The organism is Pseudoselenomonas caprae (assembly GCF_008271345.1).
GTDB classification, from domain to species: domain Bacteria; phylum Bacillota; class Negativicutes; order Selenomonadales; family Selenomonadaceae; genus Selenomonas_A; species Selenomonas_A caprae.
Genome location: NZ_VTOZ01000007.1, coordinates 50,044 through 71,314 on the forward strand (window position 1 = coordinate 50,044; position 21,271 = coordinate 71,314).

The window sequence follows — 21,271 nt, forward strand, 5'->3', positions numbered from 1 at the left end:
CTCGGCCTTAGGCAGCCATCTTCAGCAGGATCTGACGAGTAGCCGCAATTACCGCCTGCATTTCCTTCATCGTACCGACTGTGATGCGCAGGAAATTCCTGATCCGTTCCGGATTCTTATAATGACGAGCCAGGATTCCATACGCCCGCAGGTTCTGGTTATATTCCTCAGCCGTCAGCAAAGGATGGGTCACAAAGATAAAATTCGCATGAGATTCCATCACGTAGAACTCCAGCTTCCGTAACTCGGTAATGGCATAATCCCGAGCTGCCATAGTCCGGGCAACTGAGGCTTTCAGGTAATCCTGGTTCTTGACTGCCGCCGCTGCTACAGCCATGCTGATGTCGCTGAGATTGAAGGGATTAAAGGCTGACCTCACTCCATCCAGATCCCGGATCAGTGTTTCGGAACCAAAACAATAGCCCACATGGGCACCGGCCAGGTTATAGGATTTCGACATGGTCTGCACCACCAGCAGATTGTCATATTTATGAATCAGCGGGACGCAGCTTTCATTGCCATAATCTACATAAGCTTCATCAATTACTACCAACCGCTGGGGATTGGCCGCCACAATCCGTTCGATTTCTCGGACAGGCAGCACATACCCCGTGGGAGCATTGGGATTTGCCAGAATCACATGACGGTCTGTATTCACATAAGCCTCTACATCCACCGTAAAATCCGGATTCAGCTTCATCTTCCTACAGTCAATCGCAAAGCACTTGCCCAGCGTCTCATAAAAGCCATAAGTAATATCCGGATAGCAGATCGCTGCACTCTCAAAAAATGTCAAAAATATCAGTCCCAGTATCTCATCCGAGCCATTACCTGTCAGAATCTCTGTCGTCTTGACCTTGTGAACCTCTGCCAATGCCTGCTTCAATTCCCGCGAAGATGGATCCGTATACCGTCCCAGCCCCTGCATGCGCTTGCTGCGAAGTACCTCCAGTACTTCCGGTGCTGGCGGACAAGACGTTTCATTGGCATTTAGCTTGATGTACTTCCGATCCTTCGGCTGTTCTCCGGGGATATAAGGTTCCATATGCTCATATCGCTTACTGATGAATCTACTCATGATTTACTCCTTCTTTCTGTTGTTCCAGCATTTCTCACAAAAAAAGCTGCCTATCCACCAGTCACAAGGATTGACTGGCGGGATAAGCAGCTCTGCTTTATATTTGTTTTTTTGCTATGCCTTCAGTATAGAAGAGAATCGCAGCGAAATCTATGTACATTTCACCAAAAAACTTGCGATTTTTTCTCACAAAATGAAAAACTTAGCATAATTAGACAAAAACATTGTAACTTTCACCAAATCATACTATGATGTCTGTAAGGAACACCAATCTGTCACAAGGGAGAATACATTATGCTGCATTTGAACGAACTATTGAAACTTCCCATATTCAAGAATTTTAAACTGATTGCCGGTGCCACAGGCTTATACCGGGAAGTCCGTAATGTTGACATCCTGGAATATGAATGGTGCAACAAGAATTTCGATGTGTTCAATTCCGAAGATCTGGTGCTTACTTCTTTATTTTTTGCCAAAGATGAACCGGAACTGATCCTGAAGAGCTTCCAGAAACTTGCAGCCAGGAACATCACAGCCATTGCCATCAAGACTGTTTTTTTTCAAGATCTCCCTGCAGAAGTCCTGGACTTTGCCGAAGCGGAGGGAATCCCTCTGTTCCTGTTCAACCATGCCTTCATGGAAGATATTATCATCAACTTCAACGATCTGATGAAAACCCAGCAGCGCCACTTATTCTTTGAAGAGAAAATTCATGACCTGCTTACCCCCACTCTTGCCACGCATACCATTGAAGCAATTGCCCGGGAAATCAATCCGTCCTTTCTCCCCTATGTGACAGCCTTTTATCTGATCGACAAGAAGAACCCCGGATCTCCCCGGGAAATTGCCAACTGTATGAACCGCCTGCTTTATAAGCAATACCGGTCCAGCCATCTTTTCTATGTCTCCTATCTAAAATATCAGAACGGCCTGCTGCTGTTATACTCCGGCAATGACGCACATCTTGCCCAAGATGCCTGGCTGCTGAGCCAGAAACTGCTATCGAGCTACGACATCAACATCGATGCGTTCTACCTGGGTGTCAGCGATACGCTACCTACCTGCACAGCGCTGCCCGAGGCAATACAACAGAGCATCGATGCCTGCTATATCTGTCTGCAGACTCATGAAAAAACCACCCATTACCAAAAACTTGGCTTCCACCGGCTCTTGTTCGAAGCCAGCCGCAACGAAAGCACCACAGAGCTGATGCAGCAGGTCCTGCAAATCCTGCAGGAATATGACCAAAGCAGCAAATCCAATCTGCTCAGTACTCTGATGGCCTATGTTCAGCACCATGGTGAAATCTCTAAAACAGCTAAATCCCTGTATCAGCATCCCAACACCATCCGCTACCGCTTAAAAAAAGCCCAGGAACTGTTAACGCCTGTATTAGGCAATGATGATTTTTTTGAACAAATCTCCTTTTTGCTGCGTCTGCATCATTTAATCCATACCTGTCAAAAATAATTTGCAGCGTACCATCGAAACAATAAAAAAAACCGCCAGCTGGTCAGTTTCCTGACTGCTGGCAGGAGTAAGTACTAAGCCTCGAGGCAAAGATTATTCGCTTTCGTTTGCGGCTAACAAGGCCTGGATTTTCGTCTTGATGATATCAAAGGCGACATTGTTGAGGCCGCTGTTGATGACGATATCGGCTACGTTCTTCGTCGGTGCGACATAGAGATAATGCATCGGCTTTACGGTTTCGAGGTACTGCTCGATGATGTTCTCGAGATCACGGCCGCGCTCGTTGATGTCGCGCAGCACGCGGCGCAGGATGCGCTCGTCGGCATCGGCCTCGACAAAGATCTTGATGTCGAACAGGTCACGCAGGCGCTCATCCTGCAGGATCAGGATACCCTCGACGATGATGACGCGGCTCGGCTTGATGATGGTCGTCTCTTTGGCGCGCGTATGCTGGGCAAAATCATAGACCGGACACTCGACGCTGCGACCCTGCCGCAGCTCTGTCAGCTGCTCGATGAGCAGATCCGTCTCCAAAGATTTCGGATGGTCATAGTTGATATGCTGACGCTCCTGGAAGGACAGGTCATCATGCGGACGGTAATAATTGTCGTGATAGATTACCGTAACATCATCACCGAAATGTTTCTTGAGGCGATTCGTAAACGTCGATTTGCCGGAACCCGTGCCGCCGGCAATGCCGATAATCGTGGTTTTCATTGTGTGAGGGCATCTCCTTACAAAATTTTATCTTCACTATATTACCATAAATACGCCGTTTTGTCTGCACGCAAAAGAAAAATAAGAGGATTCACGTCCAAGCCGTCGAATATAAAACATATGGAATGCAAAACAAGAAAGGAAGTGCCATTCATGCCCAAGGTTACCCGTGAGGACATTCCCAACTGGTTCCAGCGCCAGACCGGCTTCGACGTCGACGTCCAGGAACTCAAGAAGGCAGTCGAGCTCGACCGCATCGCCTGCGCCGACGAACCCATGAAGCTCATGCGTGAGCTCTGGGGAATCACTCCGCGGGACTGTGAGCGCCTGCTCGGCGCCCCGAGCCGTACCGTGGAGCAGTGGTTCCACACCAAGTCCACCCGGCCAGCCTCCTGGGTCGTCCGCCTCATTGTCGAAAAATGTGCGGCACTGCACGAGCAGCGGCGCAACAATAGATCATAAAAACAGCCCTTCGCTTCTGCGAAGGGCTGTTTTCTGTCACTCCAGTGACTTGGCAATCTCGATTTCCAGCTGCGTATGTGGACGGCTGCAGATGCGATGCACATCTGCCTTGAATTTCTCAAAGGCCGCGGCGAGCTCCTTGGCATCAAACTCGATATCGCCGTGGACATTCTCCATGAAGTGCTGCGTGAAGTCCTGCCAGCCAGCTCCCTGGCTCTCGGTCTCCGCCCGCAGAGACTGCTGCTGGGCGCGGACGCGCTCGTTGAAGCGAATGAACTCGGCAAAATGATGCAGGCGTGATTCCTCGACATCAGAGATATAGCCCTCCTCCGTCGGATCATATGCCGGCGATTTCTTAGGATGCAGGCTCAGATAAAGATGCATGAATGCATAGCCCGCTTGCGTATCAAATTTCATGAGAATCCTCTCCACTTTCCTGCTGCGTCACCAATTTGTTGTCCAGCCGGTGCACCTTGATATGCTCAGGTGCCGTGATTCCGACCTTGATCTTGCCTGCTGCGACTTTGATGACTGTCAACATAATCTTGTCACCAATCATGATTTCTTCTTTTGCTTTTCTGGACAAAACCAGCAAACCACAGTCCTCCTCTACGTCTAACAATCCCTATGATAGCATAAACAAAGACCATTTTTCAAATCCTGTCAATATTTCTCGATAACGGTAAGGGGCTGCCCCTGCGCATCGGTGAGACGGATGGGCGCAAATGCCAGGCGGCCATTCTTGACGCTCAGGGAATCCGTTTTCGCGGTAAAGCCCGGCAGCTCCATCACGACATCCGTAAACGTCAGGCTGCGGTACTCATTGGTGAATTTTCCCGACAGCCGGTTAAACGGCAGCAGTTTATAAGAGCCAGGCTTCGACTCGAAAGCGCCCCAGACCGTCGTCTCACGCGCGCTGCCACGCGAATACACATTCACATCCATATCGACGCTGCAATAAAGCTTGCTGCCCGGCAGCCCCCGCACAGTCTGCAGATCTTTCCCATGACCCTGCAGCATGTAGTAGCGCGTATCAAGATCATACGTCCCTTCCGCCTGCAGGATTCCGCCAAAAACATCGGCGTGGACATCCTTGAACAGCAGCGACTGGCCATCGTAGTACAAATCACCAAACACATGCGTGAAGTCAAGGCCTGGGATATGCAGCGTATCCATCTGCACATGACCTTCTCCCGAAAGATTTGCCAGCGGCCCTTCCAGATGGGTATCCAGCGTCATCTTATCATGGATGTTGATGCCCATATCCAGCGAGGAGGGATCGACGTCGATGAATTTCATATACAGATCACAAACTGGCACTTTTTCTGCCTGGAAATCGATCTCCCCTTCCAGCGTGATGCCATTGCCTATCATCGTGCCGCCAAAACCGCCAGTCTTTAGCCAGATTGTCATTTTGTCCGCAGTATTGATATCGGCTTCGAGTTCGACATGATCCATCAGGTAATGGCGATTCTTGAAGAATACCTCCATGCGGCAATTGTCAAGCGACAGCACCGTATGGATCTTGCGGCCCTGCCGGTTGAAGTTGTCCCAGCGTTTATGCAGGCGTGCTGCCTGCCGTTTGCGCCGCCACTCGCCAATGGCTTTCCGCTCTTGTTCACTCATGCCAGCCAGACTGACCTTGTCACGCCAGTCCTCACCGTCATCCTCATCCTCGATCTTATTCATGGCCCGCGATTGCCGCACGAAGTCTACCTGCATATCATCGGACAGATAAACAGAAACCTGCGCATCGTTCAACGTGACTGCCTGCAGCGTCGTAGCCTTGACATTTTTCGTCACGATGTCCCAGGGACGCACCTGGAGGCTCCCCGAGGGAACTTCCAGGATGGTCTGCCCCTCAGTATTTTTCCAGACCAGATGCTCGAACACCACATGACCGGTCAAATCCGCCAGAATCCTGTCGGCGGTTATCGTTCCCTTGAGCATGTCCTGATTCTGCATCTCATGATTGAAAATCATCGCCGCGCCACGGCTAAGAAGCTCCAGCACCAGCAGAGCCCCGAGCAAAAATATCACCACCCCCAGCAAAAAGCCTTGCCAAAGGCGGGGATGGGCCTTACAGTAATCACGGATTCTCGCGTACATGATGCTTCTCCCATTCTTTATCTGCCTGTGCCTTTGCCTTGGGCCAGGCGGCACTGACCGCCCTGCCCATCAGACGCTTGCCCATCACATCGGGGTGCAGGCCATCCATCGCATAGACTGTGGGCAGCACCCGCTCGGGGCATTCAAAGGCAGCAGCGACATCGATATGCACCTGCGTGCGGATGAACGAGTTCACCCGTGCAAAACGGTTGTACCAATCCGGTACAGTCTCTTCCTTGAACACATGCTGGATGTTGTCCGGATTGATGGCCGGCAGTGTCAGCAGTATGGGCCGGATCCCATGTTCCCGGCAGCGGCGCTGCATCTCCTGCAGGCACGAAATGACCACATCCGGCTCCTCGCCTGCCCGCAGGCTGTTGGACCCTGTCAGGATCAGCAGATACTGCGGATGGAAGGGCAGCACGTCACGTTCAAAGCGGCTGAGGGTCATCTGCACCGTATCCCCCGACTCCGACAGGTTGATGGCGGCAAAGCCAAGACTTCTGAGCCAGCTGAACTCAAAGTCCTCCGGCCCATACGAATAATGACCGCCGCCATGGGAGATGCTGTCGCCGAGCACCGCCACCTGCCAATCGTCCGAGGGGGCCGTGCGGAACCGGCTCGGCTGCGACCACTGCGTGACCGCCTCGCCCTCCTGATCCAGGCCCCGCACCCGCCAGTAGAGATCCCGGTCGCTATACCGCGGATTCGGATCGTAAAGCTCGGCCACATCACTGCGCAGCGTATCCAGCAGCTGTGCCTCCTCCGGCTTGGCGGGATTGCCCGCATAGATCTCCACCTCGTAGCCGCCGGTGACCTCGCTGAGGGGCAGCCAATGGTACACCGGATAGAGCAGTACCGACCCATTGCCGTTGTTGTAATCCGTCAACGGCACCGGCGCCTGCAGCGGTGCAACCTCAGCGCTCGTCCAGAGCTCCGCCAGCTCACTGAAGGGCGTGCAGGGATTGCCATTGAAATCCACGGCCCGCACCCGCCAGTAGAGCGGCTCCTTGCCTAAATACCCGGCAGCGAACTGCCGCAGCGGCGGATTGTAGTGATTCTGGAATATCGCATAGCTGCGGAAGATCGCCGCCTCCGAATCACTGGTCGCCGACAGCAGCAGCGGCTTAGAGGCAAAGAACTCCACTTCGTAATAAACAGCCTCCGTATCCTTGCTCCACGAGAGCATCGGCGAATAGGAGAGCGGCTCCTCGCGGCTCGATGCCGTGAGCTCAGAGGGCGGCGACAGCAGCAAGCCCGAATGCGCCTCGTGCTGGACCATCAGCAAAAAGCAGCTCAGACTGACCACTACCATGGTCAGCGCCAGCCAAACCACTTTTCTTTTTATCATACTGCGCAGCCATTCCATCGCCGCACCTCACTTTCAATCTAAGATACTATCTCTATCATTATATACCTTTTTCTGCCTTTTCGCACATACTTCCCAACGTGACGCCTCCGCAGTTTTCGTATATAATAGAGTTAATATTTGCAGAAAGACGGATGAACTATGAAACCCAAAGATAATTTCATGCTGGTCAAAAACCAGCGCATCGAAAGCAATCAGCGCCTCTCGGCCAAGGCCAAGCGGCGTCTCGAGAAATCCAAGGCCGACAACACCTTGAAGGCCTACTCCTCGGACTGGAGCGACTTTTCCGACTGGTGCCAGCACCAGGGCGAGCGCGACCTGCCCGCCCTGCCCGAGACCATCGTCAACTACATCAACGACCTGGCGGATGACGCCAAGGCCAACACCGTCTCCCGCCGCGTCACTGCCATATCCGAGAACCATATCGCGGCTGGCTACGGCGGCAAGAACAATCCCGCCAAGGACGGCATCGTGCGGGCCGCCATGGCTGCCATCCGCCGCGAGAAGGGCACCTTCCAGCGCGGCAAATCCCCCATCCTCATGGAGACCCTCTACCTGCTGGCAGACTGCTTTGAGGCTAACGACCTTGTCTCCCTGCGCGACCGCGCGCTGATCTTCCTCGGCTTTGCCGGCGCCTTCCGCCGCTCGGAGCTCGTGCGCATCCAGGTCGAGGAGCTGACCTTCACGCCCCAGGGCCTCATGATTTTCGTGCCCCAGTCCAAGGGCGACCAATACGGCCGCGGCTCCACCATCGCCATCCCCTACGCCCCCGATGAAGAAATCTGTGCCGTGCGGGCCCTCAAGGCCTGGCTCGATGCCGCCCAGATCCACACAGGCCCGCTGTTCCGGCCCTTCACCAAGGCACACAGCCTGCGCAACACGCAGCTCTCCGATAAATCCGTGGCCCTCATCGTCAAAAAGTACGCCAAGCTGGCCGGACTCGACGAGAAGCAATTCGCCGGCCACAGCCTGCGCCGCGGCTTCGCCACCAGCGCCGCCCAGCACGACGTCGACGCCCTCTCCATCATGCGCCAGACCCGCCACAAATCCGAAAAGATGGTCCACCGCTACATCGAACAGGGCAACATCTTCAAGGAAAACCCGCTCAACCGCATGTATAACAAATAATCTTTACGTTGTATATACATATAGTGTCACCAATGAGTTTTCCGATTATCAAATATAGCTTGAGTACAAAGCAAAGCTAAACAACAATAAAGCCTATTTCAACTTCTTCCAAAACAAAAACTCCGCAGATTCGAGTAGAACCTGCGGAGTTTTATATTCTATTGTCTTAGAGGCAAGCCTTGTGGCTGAGGTTTACGCGGCCCTTGTCGTCGATTTCGACGACCTTGACCTGGAGCTGGTCGCCGATCTGGACCACGTCTTCGACTTTCTCGACGCGGCGGCTCGAAAGCTGGGAGATGTGGCAGAGACCTTCCTTGCCCGGCAGCACTTCGACGAAGGCACCGAATTTCATCAGGCGCGTTACTTTGCCCGTGTAGACTTCGCCGACTTCGACTTCACGAACGATGTCTTCAATCATCTGCTTGGCCTTCTTCATGCCTTCCGCATCAACGGAGGAGATAAAGATATTGCCGTCTTCGTGGATGTCGATTTCAACACCAGTCTCATCGATGATTTTCTTGACAACTTTGCCGCCCGTACCGATGACGTCGCGGATCTTGTCGACTTTGATCTTGATGGTCTCCACGCGCGGTGCATAAGGCGAGAGGTCAGCAGCCGGCTCGGCGATGCACTCGAGCATCTTGCCGAGGATGAAGGCACGACCGCGCTTTGCCTGCTGCAGGGCCGACGAGAGGATGTTGCGGTCGATGCCGGCAACCTTGATATCCATCTGGATAGCCGTGACACCTTCCGTCGTACCAGCGACCTTGAAGTCCATATCGCCGAGCGCATCTTCCATGCCCTGGATATCCGTGAGGATCGTATAGGCATCGCCCTCTTTGACGAGGCCCATAGCGACGCCGGAAACCGGACGTTTGATGGGTACGCCGGCATTCATCAGCGACAAGGTCGAGCCGCAGACCGAGCCCATGGAGCTCGAGCCGTTGGACTCGAGGATCTCCGATACGAGGCGGATCGTGTACGGGAATTCCTCAATGGAAGGAATGACCGGCACGAGAGCGCGCTCAGCCAGGGCACCATGGCCGATCTCGCGGCGGCCCGGGCTGCGGATTGGCTTAGCCTCACCGACCGAGTAGCCAGGGAAGTTATAGTGATGGATGTAGTGTTTCTTCGTCTCCGGTCCGAGGCCATCGATGATCTGCTCATCGCCGAGCGAGCCGAGCGTCGTGACCGTGAGCACCTGGGTCTGGCCACGGGTGAAGAGACCCGAGCCATGGGTGCGCGGCAGCAGGCCGACTTCGCAGCTTACCGGGCGGACTTCCTCGACCTCACGGCCGTCCGGACGGATTTTCTCATGGGTAATCATATGGCGGACGATGGATTTCTCGAGGTCATGCAGAGCCATGGCGATCTCTTTGTCCATGTCCGGATAGTCCACGAGGAAATGCTCCATGACATCGGCGTTGATGTCTGCGATATGGGCATCGCGGTCGAGCTTGTCCGGATTGCGGGTTGCTTCGTCGAGACGGTCTTTGGCGTAGTCGCTGATGGCCTTCTCCAGTTCCTCGGGAACCGTAAACAGCTTGACTTCGCGTTTCTCCTTGCCGCAAGCCTGCTGGATCTCTTCCTGCCAAGCAACGATGCGCTGGATTTCCTTATGGCCATAGAGGATAGCGTCGAGGATGACTTCCTCGGGCAGCTCGTTGGCACCAGCCTCGACCATCATGACGGCATCCTTCGAGCCGGCAACGGTCAGGTTCAGCGTCGAAACCTTGCGCTGCTCTTCCGTCGGGTTGATAACGAATTCATCGTTGACACGGCCGACACGGACACCGGCAATCGGGCCCATGAACGGGATATCCGAAACCGTCAGGGCTGCCGAAGCACCGATCATAGCTGCGAGCTCCGGTGCATTGTCCTGCTCCACCGACAGCACCGTCGCGACAATCTGCACGTCGTTGCGGAAGCCCTTCGGGAACAGCGGACGGATTGGACGGTCGATCAGGCGTGCGCAGAGGATCGCGTCGCTCGACGGACGGCCCTCGCGTTTGATGAAGCCGCCGGGAATCTTGCCTGCTGCATACATCTTTTCCTCATAGTCTACCGTCAGCGGGAAAAAGTCAACGCCCTCGCGCGGCTCGGCAGATGCCGTAGCCGTGACGAGCACGACCGTATCGCCATAGCGAACCAGTGCCGCACCATTTGCCTGTTTGGCCATCTTGCCGTTCTCAATGATGAGCTTGCGGCCCCCCAGTTCCATCTCGAAACTCTGCATGAATCATTTCCTCCTAGTATAGCGTATGTCGTTTATTCCAATATACTGTATCCATTTCGACGTATTGGAAAAATATCCTTTTCCAAAGTAAAAAAAGCGGGATTAAACCCGCTTTTTTGTCAGGAATCGTCTGACGATTAGCCAATCGTAGCGCGGATGCCGAGCTTAGCGATGATGGAACGATAACGCTCGATGTCCGTCTTGTAGAGGTAGCTGAGGAGACGGCGGCGATGACCAACCATCTTGAGCAGGCCACGACGGGAATGATGATCCTTCTTGTGCTCCTTCAGATGCTCCGTGAGGTACTGGATGCGAGCCGTCAGAACAGCGATCTGTACTTCCGGCGAACCCGTGTCACCCTCGTGAACGGCATACTTCTGCATGATTTCCTGTTTTGCTTCCTGAGTCAACATGTGAAAACTCCTCCTGTAAAATAAGATTTTCAGCCATCAGCTAAGCGTGCGTCGGAGTACTTCGCAGGCTGAGCTGAGGTCAGCGGTAAAAATTACCTTTGATAGTATAGCATAGAATGCAGCCGCTTGTAAATGGAAAAATGCAATTATCCCCGCCAGTAGCGGCGCGCATTCTCGCGGTCGCGATGCATCTGCGCGATGAGCTCCTCCTTGCCCGCGAATTTCTGCTGCTCGCGCAGCTTGGCCAGGAACCGCACCTCGATGACCTGATCGTAGATATCCTGGCAAAAGTCCTGGATATTGACCTCCAGACGTCGGTTGCAGCCTTCGAAGGTCGGATTGTCGCCGATATTGGCAAGGCCGGCATAATGCCTGCCTGCATGGATGACATCACAGGCATAGACGCCATTGGGCAGCATCACGCGCTCGTCGGGAATGGCAAGATTCGCCGTTGGGAAGCCCAGCGTGCGTCCGCGCCGGTCGCCATGGATGACGCGGCCGACCACCGTGAAGGGATAGCCCAGGAAGTCGTTGACCTCCTGCAGTGCCCCCTTGTCAACCAGGGCCCGGATGCGGGTGCTGCTGACTGCGCGGCCATCGCGCAGCACGGCCTGGCAGACCTCGGCCTGGAAGCCGTAGGCAGGGCCTTCCCGCAGCAGCTGGCGCTGGGTGCCCCTGCCCTTGCTGCCAAACGTGTAGTTCGGCCCTGTGACCACATAGCGCGGCGCAAAGAGCTGCTGCAGGAGCTCGAGGAAGGCCTTCGGGCTCTTGCTGGCAAACTCCTTCGTGAACGGAATCGAGACGAGCACATCGACCCCCAGCTCCGCCAGGCGCCGCTCGCGCAGCAGATTGTTGCCGATCTGCTTGGGCAGTGCCTGAGGCGCGACGACGGCCAGCGGATGATTGCTGAACGTGAAGACCACGGCCGTGCCGTCGATCTCCCGAGCGAGCTCCACAGCCCGCCGGACAATGCTCTGATGGCCGATATGCACGCCGTCAAACATGCCCAGGGCCACGACAATATTCTTGTATTCTCTGCTCAAAGCTGCCAGCTTCGAGAAAACTCTCATGGACTATCACCTTTTACTAAATATTTGCACCAACTTATTATACTACACTTATCCCGTTCTGTCAGTCCATGTCCAGCTCAGTGACATCGGCGATATAGACGTAATAGACATACTCTGTCCCGTTGAACACCTTATACCCTACATCCGCCACGTGCCGGATGGCCCCGTCCTTGCGGACGATGTCATAGTCGATGTAGTCCATGTTATCCTGCGATTTGCTCTGCTGCTCTTCGATGGCCTGCTGTACGGCAAAAACATCCTCAACATGTACCATCGTCTTGAAGGAGCCGCCGACAAACTGCATGAACTCCACCGTCGTCGCGCAGCCAAAGATCGCTGCCGTGTCGGAATCGGCATAGATGATCTGCTCATCAAACCCCGCCCGATAGACAAAGAACCCGCATAGGCAGCCAAGCTTCTGGTACTTTTCCCGGAAGGCCTCCAGGGCGTCATTATGGACATAGCGGTTGGGATCGAGCAGCACCATCTCAATGGTATCGTACAGCTTGTCCACCTCAAAGGGTTTGGCCACATGGTCGTTCATGCCCGCCAGGACAGCCCGGTGCTTGTCCTCATCAAAGGCATTGGCCGTCATCGCGATGACAGGGATCCCTGACTTATAGGGCTCCTTGAGCTTGCGGATCGTCCGCGTTGCCTCATAGCCATTCATCCGCGGCATCTGGATATCCATGAGTATCAGATCATAGTCCCCGGGCTTTGAATGCTCCACCTTATCCACCGCTTCTACGCCATCTTCGGCATAATCAACCACAAATCCTTTTTCGGTCAGGATCGCCACCGCGATTTCCGCATTGAGCTCATTGTCCTCGGCCAGCAGGATCCGCAGCCCCTGGAATTTCGTATAATCCCGCACGGCGTTTTCCTTTTTGCCGGTATGGATCATGATCTTTTCGGTGATGCGGAACGGGAACGTCACGACAAAGGTCGTCCCGGCGCCGAGCTTGCTCGTGACCTTGATGGTACCGCCGAGCAGGTCTACCAGCTCCTTGACGATCAGCATGCCAAGGCCTGTGCCCATGATGCCGCTCTGGGTTGTCGTCTTCTCCCGCGAGAAGGCCTCGTAGAGATGTGGCAGGAAATCTTCCGGCATGCCGATGCCCGTGTCGGCTATCGTGACCTGATAGAGCGCATAGCCTTCCTCATGGGAGGGGATTTCCCGGATATCCATCGATACGCTGCCACCCTCGGGAGTGTATTTGTAGGCGTTGCTGATGAGATTCAGCATGATTTCCCGGAACTTGGTGAAATCCACCAGCAGGTCTTCGTGCTCCACATCGATGGTATGGTTGAACGTGAGCTTCTTTTCCTTCATCTGCGCCTCGAATACCGCACAGATTGCCTGATAGATCTCGCGGGCATTGCCATAGGATTCGTCGATTGTCGCCTTGCCGCTTTCGATGCGGGCCATTTCGAGCACATTGTTGATGAGGGAGAGCAGGAACTCATTGGAGGCCTGTATCTTTTTCAGATAGTCCCGCACCTGTTCCTTATCGTCAATGTTCTTCTCGATGAGGTTCGTGAAGCCGATGATGGCATTCATCGGCGTGCGGATGTCATGGGACATATTGAAGAGGAAGGCCGTCTTGGCCTTGTTCGCCGCGTTCGCCGCATCCTTGGCTATCTCGAGCTCATCATTGAGCACGCGGATCTCTTCGAGCTGTGCCTCCTGGGTCTCATAGGCCTCGGCCAGCTGCCGGCGCCGCTCCTGTATCTCCTCCTGCTTTTTCTTCTCCTTCTCGACAATCTCGCTGACATCCCGGCAGCCATAGAAAAAGGCTACGTTGCCATTCTCATCGAGGATGCGCGAGTACGTCCCTTGATAGTAGCAGCGCTTCCCGCATTCATCCACCAGCATGAAATTGATTTGATAGAGCTTTCCAGACTGGGTCTTATCCATCAGCGAATCGATTGCGACATCCCGCTTGATCCGGGCACGGTCTTCGGGGACGATATGCTTATCGCAGAGCTTCTCGATGAACTCCTCATAGGAGCCGCCATCGAAGGCCGCGAGCTCCGCATTCGCATTTTCAGCCTTGCCCTCGTTGCGGACAACGCGCAGCTTATGGTTCACAGCATCGATGATATAGGTCGTCAGGAATTCCTGCGCCAGCACCTTATACATCTGGCGCTGCAGTTCCAGCCGCTTCTGCTCCGTGACATCCGTGATTATCCCCAAGGCCTGCCAGGGATAGCTATCCCTGTCCTTGAGCTTGCTCACAGCGATATGAAACCACCGCGTCACCTTGTCCCTGCGCCACATGCGGAATTCAACATGGAAAACGGCTTCGTGTTCCTGGCATTTGTCGACCTTGCCGATATGCTTCAGCAGGCGTCCCCTGTCCTCCGGCAAAACATACTCCGTCCAATGGGACATAACTTCCGCAAATTCGGCATCGTCCGCATAGCCGAGCATTGTTTTGAACGAGTCGCTCCAGGACATTTTGCTGATATTGCCCTGCGCATCATAACAGACCTTCCATTTCCCGGAATTGCGTGCTGAATAAAGCACGTCAAAGGGATTTTCATTTGCAAGCATATTTAAGACGCTGTCGCTGCTCTTTTCAATCTTATCTTTGAATTTGCCCATGATCCTGCCCATCCTATCGCCATAGAACTCTTCCTGTCATGCTTTCCTTCTATGAGAAAAATTAGACAAAAAAGGCAAAAATCCTTTTGCCCACGCAAAAAGCCCCGCATCCTGCCAGGATGCGTGGCTTTCATTCACGGTTTGAGTACCTTGACGGGCACGACTTCCTTATTTGACCGGTCAAACCGGCCGATGCCGATAAACCTGCCACTTGCATAGACCTTGAGCGTATCGCTTTGGGGTATATGCTGGCGCTCCCCGGTGGCAAGGCCATTGCAGAAGGCCTTTTCCCGCAGAGGATTCAGGTCGTAACGCTCCAGATGGCTCAGGAAATCTGACGGAGCCAGCAGGGCGCTGGCTCCCCTTTCCTTGAGCTCCTCAAGGGTCAGCGCATCTTCTAAGGCAAAGTCGCCGACACGGCGGCGCACGAGAAAGGCCATCGTCGCCGGAATGCCAAGGACTACGCCAAGATCGGCACACAGGCTGCGGATATACGTCCCCTTCGAACAGTCCGTATCGATCAGCAAAGTATCCTTACGGCACGCCAAAAGTTCGAGCCGGTGGATAGTCACCTCACGCGATGACATGTCAACCTTTTTGCCCTCACGCAGCAGGTCGCAGGCCCGGCGGCCGCCAATCTTGATGGCCGAATGTGCCGGCGGAACCTGCGTGATACGGCCGCGGAATCTTGCCAGTGCAGCTTCGATTGTCTCCGCATCCGGCAGCGTGAACTCTGGCATCGATTCGATGATCTCGCCTGTATCGTCGCCACTGTCCGTTGCCAGGCCGAGTTTTACCTCGGCACGATACGTCTTATCCGCAAGCTCGAGATACTCGATCAAACGTGTAGACGCTCCGACAGCAACCGGCAGGACACCTGCCGCTGCCGGGTCGAGCGTGCCCGCATGGCCGACGCGCTTGACGTGCAGCACGCGCCGCACAAAACCGATGACATCATGCGAAGTCATGCCAGGGGGCTTCAGGACGTTGAGAAACCCGCCAATGTCGGGGATGACCGGCGCTGCCGGCTTCATCTCCGTCATGCCTGCGGCTCCATGGCCTCAGCGATAGCTGCCAGTAGTGCAGCTTTTGCCTCGGCAAACGGCCTGGCAATCGAGCAGCCCGCCGCGCGCACATGGCCGCCACCGCCAAACTGCGTGGCGATTTTCGTGACATCCAGTCCCTTCGAGCGCATGCTCACACGGCAGCTGTCCTTTTCTTTCTCCTTGAGCACAACAGCCAGCTCTGTCCCCTCGACCTTGCGGATCATATCGACCAGCCCTTCGGCCGATCCGATAGTCTCCAGCGTGGCAAAATCAAGGAATACGCCGACCACGCGGCCATCATGGAATAGCTCCATATGCTGCAGGGCATCCGCCAGGCCTTTGAGGCTTTCATACGGACGGCGCTCGAGCCCCTCCGAGATGAGGTTCGGCTCGGCACCAGCTGCCAGAAGTTCGGCACCAGCGCGCAAAGTTTCCGGTGTCGTGTTGGAGTAGCGGAACCAGCCCGAGTCCGTTGCCAGACCCGTATAGAGGCACATGGCACAGTCGCGGCTGAACGAACCGTTCATCTCCTTCACCAGTTGATAGATTATTTCTGCGGTTGCCGCACAGGTTCCATCGAGATAGAGCTTATCCGCCGCGCCATCGTTGGTGATGTGATGGTCGATGTTGAGGACTTCAGCATCGACGACATCCTTCACCATGCCGATGCGGTCAAGGCTCACATCCAGCGCCACCAAGACGTCGGCTGCGATGTTCTGCCCTTCCTCCGGCTTCCCTAAAAGCTCATATCCCGGCAACATATCAAATATTGCCGGGATATCATCATCGATGAGAACCTGCACGTCCTTGCCCAGGCCCTTCAAGAAGTGCATCAAGCCGAGCGATGAGCCGATGGCATCGCCATCGGGATTCGTGTGGGCCGTGATGACAACCTTCTGCGCCGCCGACAGGACTGCCGCAGTTTCCCTCAATGAAATTTTCATCTGTTGTTATTGCTCCTCATCCGAATGCTTGCCGTTAGCTTCCTCTTCTGCCTTGATCTTCAGCAGCAGCTCCTGGATATGGGCGCTGTAATCCAGCGACTTATCCAGCTCAAAGGAAAGCTCCGGCGTGAAGCGCAGGCGGATGCGTTTGCCGATCTCGCGGCGGATGAAGCCGAGGCTGCTTGTAAGCCCCGTCCAGCAATCCTTGACCTGCTGCTCACTGCCCATGAGGCTCACGTAGATCTTCGCCTCACGGAGGTCACCCGTGCATTCCACCGAAGTGACCGTCACGAATCCGATGCGCGGATCCTTCAGTTCACGCAGGATGATCTGGCTGATTTCCTGCTTCATAAGCTCCTGGACCTTTTCTACCCGAAGCTGACTCATCGGCATTCGCCTCCTTTATGTAAACGATAAATCATCAATCTTCCTGCTCAGCCCTAGCCTTGGCCTCTGCCTGAGCCTTGCGCTTCTCAGCAGCAGCCTTGTTGGCCTCGGCGATCGACGTAGCGATCTCTTCCATCGTGTAGGCCTCGATGATGTCGCCTTCCTTGAAGTCGCGGAAATCGACAATCGAGATACCGCACTCGTAGCCCTCGCGGACTTCCTTGACCTCATCCTTGAAGCGGCGCAGCGAATCGATCTCGCCATCGAACACTTCGATGTTGTCGCGGATGATGCGGATCTTGGAATTGTTGCAGATCTTGCCTTCGAGGACATAGGAACCAGCAACGAGTGCCTTCGAGAACTTCATGACCTGACGGATCTCGACGCGGCCCTGGATGACCTCTTTGTACTTCGGCTTGAGCATGCCGCTCATAGCGTCCTTGACATCGTTGAGGGCATCATAGATGACGCGGTAGGTGCGGATGTCGACATCCTCGTTATCAGCGACCTTGCGGGCATTGGCATCCGGACGGACGTTGAAGGCGATGATGATGGCGTTGGCTGCCGAAGCCAGCATGACATCGGACTCGTTGACAGCACCGACACCGGAGTGGACGATGGAGACGCGGACCTCGTCGTTCTTGTTGAGCTTCAAGAGCGAGCCGCAGAGAGCCTCGACAGAACCCTGGACGTCAGCCTTGACCACGATGTTGAGATCCTTGATCTCGCCTTCCTGGATCTGCTGGAACAGAGCATCGAGGGAAACCTTCTTGCTCTTCATGAGCTGGTTGCGCTCGCGCTCGACACGGGCCTCGGCGATGCTGCGGGCCTGTTTCTCCTCGAGGACTGCCAGGATATCACCAGCAGCCGGTACATCGTTGAGACCGAGGATCTCGACCGGTACCGACGGGCCAGCCTTCTTGACGTTGTTGCCGCGGTCATCGACCATGGCACGAACCTTACCATAGGTCGTGCCGCAGACGATGGAATCGCCGATGCGCAGCGTACCGCTCTGGACGAGGACCGTTGCCACCGAGCCGCGGCCCTTGTCGAGCTTGGCCTCGATGATGACACCGCGGGCCTCGCGGTTCGGGTTGGCTTTGAGCTCCTCGACCTCAGCGACCAGCAGGACGTTTTCCAGCAGGTCATCGATACCCATCTGCTTCTTGGCCGAAACCGGAACCATGATGGTATCCCCGCCGTATTCCTCCGGCACGAGGCCATGCTCCATGAGCTCCTGCTTGACGTGGTCCGGATTAGCGCCCGGCTTGTCGATCTTGTTGATAGCCACGATGATAGGAACCTCAGCGGATTTCGCATGGTTGATCGCCTCGATGGTCTGCGGCATGACACCGTCGTCAGCAGCGACTACGAGGATCGCGATATCCGTGATCTGGGCACCGCGGGCACGCATAGCCGTGAAGGCCTCATGACCCGGCGTATCGAGGAAGACGATCTTCTTGCCCGAGCAGTTGACCTGATAAGCACCGATGTGCTGCGTGATACCGCCAGCCTCGTGCGTCTGCACATGGGTATTGCGGATGCAGTCGAGAAGCGACGTCTTACCATGGTCAACGTGACCCATGACCGTGACGACCGGCGGACGGAGTTTCAGGGACTTCGGATCATCCTCGATCTCCGGGATTTCCGTCGGGTCTACATCTGGCGGCAGTTCCTCACAGGTGACACCGAACTCCGAAGCAACCAGAGCTGCCGTGTCGAAGTCGATTTCCTGGTTGATGGTCGCCATGACACCCATCATGAAGAGCTTCTTGACGACTTCTGCCGCCGTGTAGCTCATCTTCGATGCCAGGTCTTTTACGGCGATGCTCTCCGGCAGCTTGATGTGCTTCGGACGAGCGATCTCGACCTTCGGCGCCTGCGGCTGCTGGCCGCCACGCTTGTTGTTGCGGCCGCCGCGGCGGTTGTTGCGGTCATTGCGTTCATTGCGGTTGTTGTTGCGGTTATTGCGGTCGTTGCGGCCACCATTGCCACGGCCGTTGCGATCGTTGCGCTCATTGCGGCCGCCGCGCTCGTTACGGTCGTTGTTGCGTCCGCCACGATTGTTGTTGTTATGGTCGTTGTGGCTGCTGCCACCGTTGTTGTTGTGATTTGCCGACCGGTTCTGGCTGCTTTCCGTACGGCTGCCGCCATTGTTGTTATGGTGCTGGTTGCCATTGCTGCCATGATGATTGTGGTCGTTATGGGAATTGTTCTGTTTTTCCACGCGATTTTCCTGTGCCCTTGGCTGTTCTTTCTTCGCCGGAGCAGCCTTCTTCTCGAAATGTGCCTTGACAGCGCTGCGTTCCTCGTCGCCGACGCTGCTCAGATGATTGGCCACTTTGAAGTTGCCCTTCTTCAGGATATCCAGGACAACCTTGCTCTCCGTGTGGAATTCTTTTGCCAATTCAAAAACTCTGTATTTGGACATCGATCTACCCCCGATTATATCATAGCGATTCCTCCATCAACTGGTGCAGTTTCTTGGCAAAGCCCGCATCCGTCAGCGCTGCTGCGGCGCGGTATTCCTTGCCGAGGCAGGTACCGAGCATCTCCCGGTCCAGCCCTTCTGCATAGGGAACCTTATATTTCTCAGCTAAACCTTTATAGGTCTTTTTCGATTCATCAGCAGCATCCGCCGCGACAAGCAGATATACTGCCTGCTTTTTCTTCATCGCCTGCTCGACAGCAAAGGCGCCGGAAACGATCCGGCGAGCCCGCTGGGCCATGCTCAGAAGATTCGTGATGCGCTGTTCTTTGGTAAATGCCATGGTCATTCCTCTGTCTTCGCCGTCGCAGCCAGCGCTTGCAGCTGCTGCGCCAGCGCTTCGTAAACGGCAGGATCGATAGCATTCTTGAAGGAACGCTCGAGGCCCCGGCTTTTGCGGGCCGCCTCAAAGCATTCCTGTTTTGGACAGATATACGCGCCGCGGCCGGCTTTCTTGCCGGTGGTATCCACCGAATACTCGCCCTCCGGGCTGCGCACGATACGGATCAGTTCCTTTTTCGGATGGCTTTCCTGGCAGCCCAGGCACATCCGCTGGGGAATTTTCCTCGTCTTCAAACTCATTCACCTTCTGCCGTGAAAGACTCGTCGCTCTCGACCTCGACCTCGTTCATGTTCTCGTCCAGCTGCTCTTCAGCGGCCTGCGACTCGCTCTTGATGTCGATCTTCCAGCTCGTCAGCTTTGCTGCCAGACGGGCATTCTGGCCTTCCTTGCCGATGGCCAGCGACAGCTGGTAGTCCGGAACGACAACGCGGGAAACCTTCTCCTCTTCGTTGACGGCCACCGAGACGACCTTGGCCGGGCTCAGTGCATTGGCGATGAACTTGGCCGGATCCTCGCTCCATTTGACGATATCGATCTTCTCGCTGCCGAGCTCGTCGACGATAGCCTGTACGCGCATGCCGCGATGGCCCACGCAGGAGCCAACCGGATCGACGGACTCGTCCTTCGACCAGACAGCAATCTTCGAGCGGTTGCCCGGCTCACGGGCCACCGACTTGATCTCGACGATGCCTTCCTGGATCTCCGGCACCTCAAGCTCGAAGAGGCGCTTCAAAAGGCCCGGATGGGTGCGGGAAACAACGATCTGCGGGCCCTTGTTCGTCTTCTTGACCTCGACGATGTAGGCTTTGATGCGGTCGCCGTGCTCATAGACTTCCGTCGGGATCTGCTCTGCCGGCGTCAGCACGGCCTCGGTCTTGCCCAGGTCGATGAACACATTGCGGTTCTCGACACGCTGGACAAGGCCCGTCAGGATATCGCTCTCGCGGCTCTGGAACTCCTCGTAGATGATGCCGCGCTCAGCCTCGCGGATACGCTGCACGACGACCTGTTTTGCCGTCTGGGCTGCGATGCGGCCGAAGTTGGCCGGCGTCACTTCGATCTCGATGACATCGCCGACTTCGTACTCCGGACGGATCGTGCGGGCCTGAGCCAGCGAGATCTCCGTGATATCGTCCTCGGTATCCTCGACAACCGTCTTGATTGCGTATACGTGATAATGTCCCGTCTCACGTGAAAGCGTCACCCGGACATTCTGGGCCGAGCTGAAGTTGCGTTTGTAAGCGGAAATCAGCGCAGCCTCGATGGCCTCAAACAGCACCTCTTCGTCGATGCCTTTCTCCTTGCCCAGCTCGCGCAGGGTGTCCAGGAACTCCTGCCCATTGTCTCTAGCTTTCGCTTTCGTAGTTCTTCTTGCCAAAATCTTATCCTCCCAATTTTATATA

Annotated in this window: 20 protein-coding genes; 3 read left to right on the top strand and 17 right to left on the bottom strand. The window is 55.2% G+C overall.

Annotated elements, in window-relative coordinates:
• Positions 1-7 precede the first annotated feature (7 nt).
• Positions 8-1,078 (bottom strand): pyridoxal phosphate-dependent aminotransferase, encoded by a 1,071-nt coding sequence (locus FZ041_RS04735; RefSeq protein ID WP_149188726.1) that lies wholly within the window; start codon positions 1,076-1,078, stop codon positions 8-10.
• Between the two features lie 294 nt (positions 1,079-1,372).
• Here FZ041_RS04735 and FZ041_RS04740 point away from each other — a divergent pair, with 294 nt between their 5' ends.
• Complete coding sequence (locus FZ041_RS04740) at positions 1,373-2,548, top strand: PucR family transcriptional regulator (RefSeq protein ID WP_149188727.1); 1,176 nt, start codon at positions 1,373-1,375, stop codon at positions 2,546-2,548.
• 93 nt (positions 2,549-2,641) lie between these two features.
• Here FZ041_RS04740 and udk read toward each other — a convergent pair whose 3' ends face one another.
• Complete coding sequence (gene udk, locus FZ041_RS04745) at positions 2,642-3,265, bottom strand: uridine kinase (protein WP_149188728.1); 624 nt, start codon at positions 3,263-3,265, stop codon at positions 2,642-2,644.
• Between the two features lie 120 nt (positions 3,266-3,385).
• Between udk and FZ041_RS04750 the strand changes: the two genes are divergently transcribed.
• A complete protein-coding gene (locus tag FZ041_RS04750; protein WP_255449247.1) occupies positions 3,386-3,727 on the top strand; it encodes a hypothetical protein in 342 nt (113 codons plus the stop codon).
• Between the two features lie 36 nt (positions 3,728-3,763).
• On the opposite strand, the gene FZ041_RS04755 is transcribed toward FZ041_RS04750, so the two are convergent.
• The 4 genes from FZ041_RS04755 to FZ041_RS04770 form a co-directional block, all read right to left on the bottom strand.
• Positions 3,764-4,144, bottom strand: coding sequence for a hypothetical protein (locus FZ041_RS04755; RefSeq protein ID WP_149188729.1), 381 nt, complete (start codon positions 4,142-4,144; stop codon positions 3,764-3,766).
• The gene (locus tag FZ041_RS04760; protein WP_149188730.1) at positions 4,134-4,322 is read right to left on the bottom strand and encodes a carbon storage regulator; all 189 of its coding nucleotides are present in this window, start codon (positions 4,320-4,322) and stop codon (positions 4,134-4,136) included. Before FZ041_RS04760 ends, FZ041_RS04755 begins: the two co-directional genes overlap by 11 nt.
• A 68-nt stretch (positions 4,323-4,390) precedes the next feature.
• The gene (locus tag FZ041_RS04765; protein ID WP_149188731.1) at positions 4,391-5,836 is read right to left on the bottom strand and encodes a hypothetical protein; all 1,446 of its coding nucleotides are present in this window, start codon (positions 5,834-5,836) and stop codon (positions 4,391-4,393) included.
• Positions 5,817-7,187, bottom strand: coding sequence for an SGNH/GDSL hydrolase family protein (locus FZ041_RS04770; protein ID WP_255449248.1), 1,371 nt, complete (start codon positions 7,185-7,187; stop codon positions 5,817-5,819). The genes FZ041_RS04765 and FZ041_RS04770 overlap by 20 nt, the downstream gene beginning before the upstream one ends.
• Before the next feature lie 159 nt (positions 7,188-7,346).
• Here FZ041_RS04770 and FZ041_RS04775 point away from each other — a divergent pair, with 159 nt between their 5' ends.
• Positions 7,347-8,333, top strand: coding sequence for a site-specific integrase (locus FZ041_RS04775; protein WP_075444826.1), 987 nt, complete (start codon positions 7,347-7,349; stop codon positions 8,331-8,333).
• A gap of 166 nt (positions 8,334-8,499) precedes the next feature.
• Here the strand turns inward: FZ041_RS04775 and FZ041_RS04780 are convergent, their stop codons facing one another.
• The 11 genes from FZ041_RS04780 to nusA all read right to left on the bottom strand — a co-directional run bounded on the left by FZ041_RS04780 (position 8,500) and on the right by nusA (position 21,246).
• Positions 8,500-10,569, bottom strand: coding sequence for a polyribonucleotide nucleotidyltransferase (locus tag FZ041_RS04780; protein ID WP_149188733.1), 2,070 nt, complete (start codon positions 10,567-10,569; stop codon positions 8,500-8,502).
• 137 nt (positions 10,570-10,706) lie between these two features.
• Positions 10,707-10,982: a 30S ribosomal protein S15 gene (rpsO, locus tag FZ041_RS04785; RefSeq protein ID WP_075428091.1), complete on the bottom strand. Its 276-nt coding sequence runs from the start codon at positions 10,980-10,982 to the stop codon at positions 10,707-10,709.
• Positions 10,983-11,128: 146 nt separating this feature from the next.
• A complete protein-coding gene (gene ribF, locus FZ041_RS04790) occupies positions 11,129-12,052 on the bottom strand; it encodes a riboflavin biosynthesis protein RibF (protein ID WP_149188734.1) in 924 nt (307 codons plus the stop codon).
• A gap of 61 nt (positions 12,053-12,113) precedes the next feature.
• Positions 12,114-14,660 (bottom strand): response regulator, encoded by a 2,547-nt coding sequence (locus FZ041_RS04795; protein WP_187626313.1) that lies wholly within the window; start codon positions 14,658-14,660, stop codon positions 12,114-12,116.
• 134 nt (positions 14,661-14,794) lie between these two features.
• Positions 14,795-15,664 carry a tRNA pseudouridine(55) synthase TruB gene (gene truB / locus FZ041_RS04800; protein WP_149188769.1) on the bottom strand — a complete coding sequence of 290 codons (870 nt, stop codon included), beginning with the start codon at positions 15,662-15,664 and terminating at the stop codon, positions 14,795-14,797.
• Positions 15,665-15,699: 35 nt separating this feature from the next.
• On the bottom strand, positions 15,700-16,650 hold the full coding sequence (locus FZ041_RS04805; RefSeq protein ID WP_149188736.1) for a DHH family phosphoesterase: 951 nt from the start codon (positions 16,648-16,650) through the stop codon (positions 15,700-15,702).
• Positions 16,651-16,656: 6 nt separating this feature from the next.
• Positions 16,657-17,037 (bottom strand): 30S ribosome-binding factor RbfA, encoded by a 381-nt coding sequence (rbfA, locus tag FZ041_RS04810; protein ID WP_075444843.1) that lies wholly within the window; start codon positions 17,035-17,037, stop codon positions 16,657-16,659.
• 34 nt (positions 17,038-17,071) lie between these two features.
• Positions 17,072-19,468: a translation initiation factor IF-2 gene (infB, locus tag FZ041_RS04815; protein ID WP_149188737.1), complete on the bottom strand. Its 2,397-nt coding sequence runs from the start codon at positions 19,466-19,468 to the stop codon at positions 17,072-17,074.
• Positions 19,469-19,487: 19 nt separating this feature from the next.
• Positions 19,488-19,808, bottom strand: a complete 321-nt coding sequence (locus FZ041_RS04820; protein ID WP_075444847.1) for a L7Ae/L30e/S12e/Gadd45 family ribosomal protein — start codon at positions 19,806-19,808, stop codon at positions 19,488-19,490.
• Positions 19,809-19,810: 2 nt separating this feature from the next.
• Complete coding sequence (gene rnpM, locus FZ041_RS04825; protein ID WP_304621470.1) at positions 19,811-20,101, bottom strand: RNase P modulator RnpM; 291 nt, start codon at positions 20,099-20,101, stop codon at positions 19,811-19,813.
• Positions 20,102-20,103: 2 nt separating this feature from the next.
• Positions 20,104-21,246, bottom strand: coding sequence for a transcription termination factor NusA (gene nusA, locus FZ041_RS04830; protein ID WP_075444851.1), 1,143 nt, complete (start codon positions 21,244-21,246; stop codon positions 20,104-20,106).
• Between the last annotated feature and the right edge of the window lie 25 nt (positions 21,247-21,271).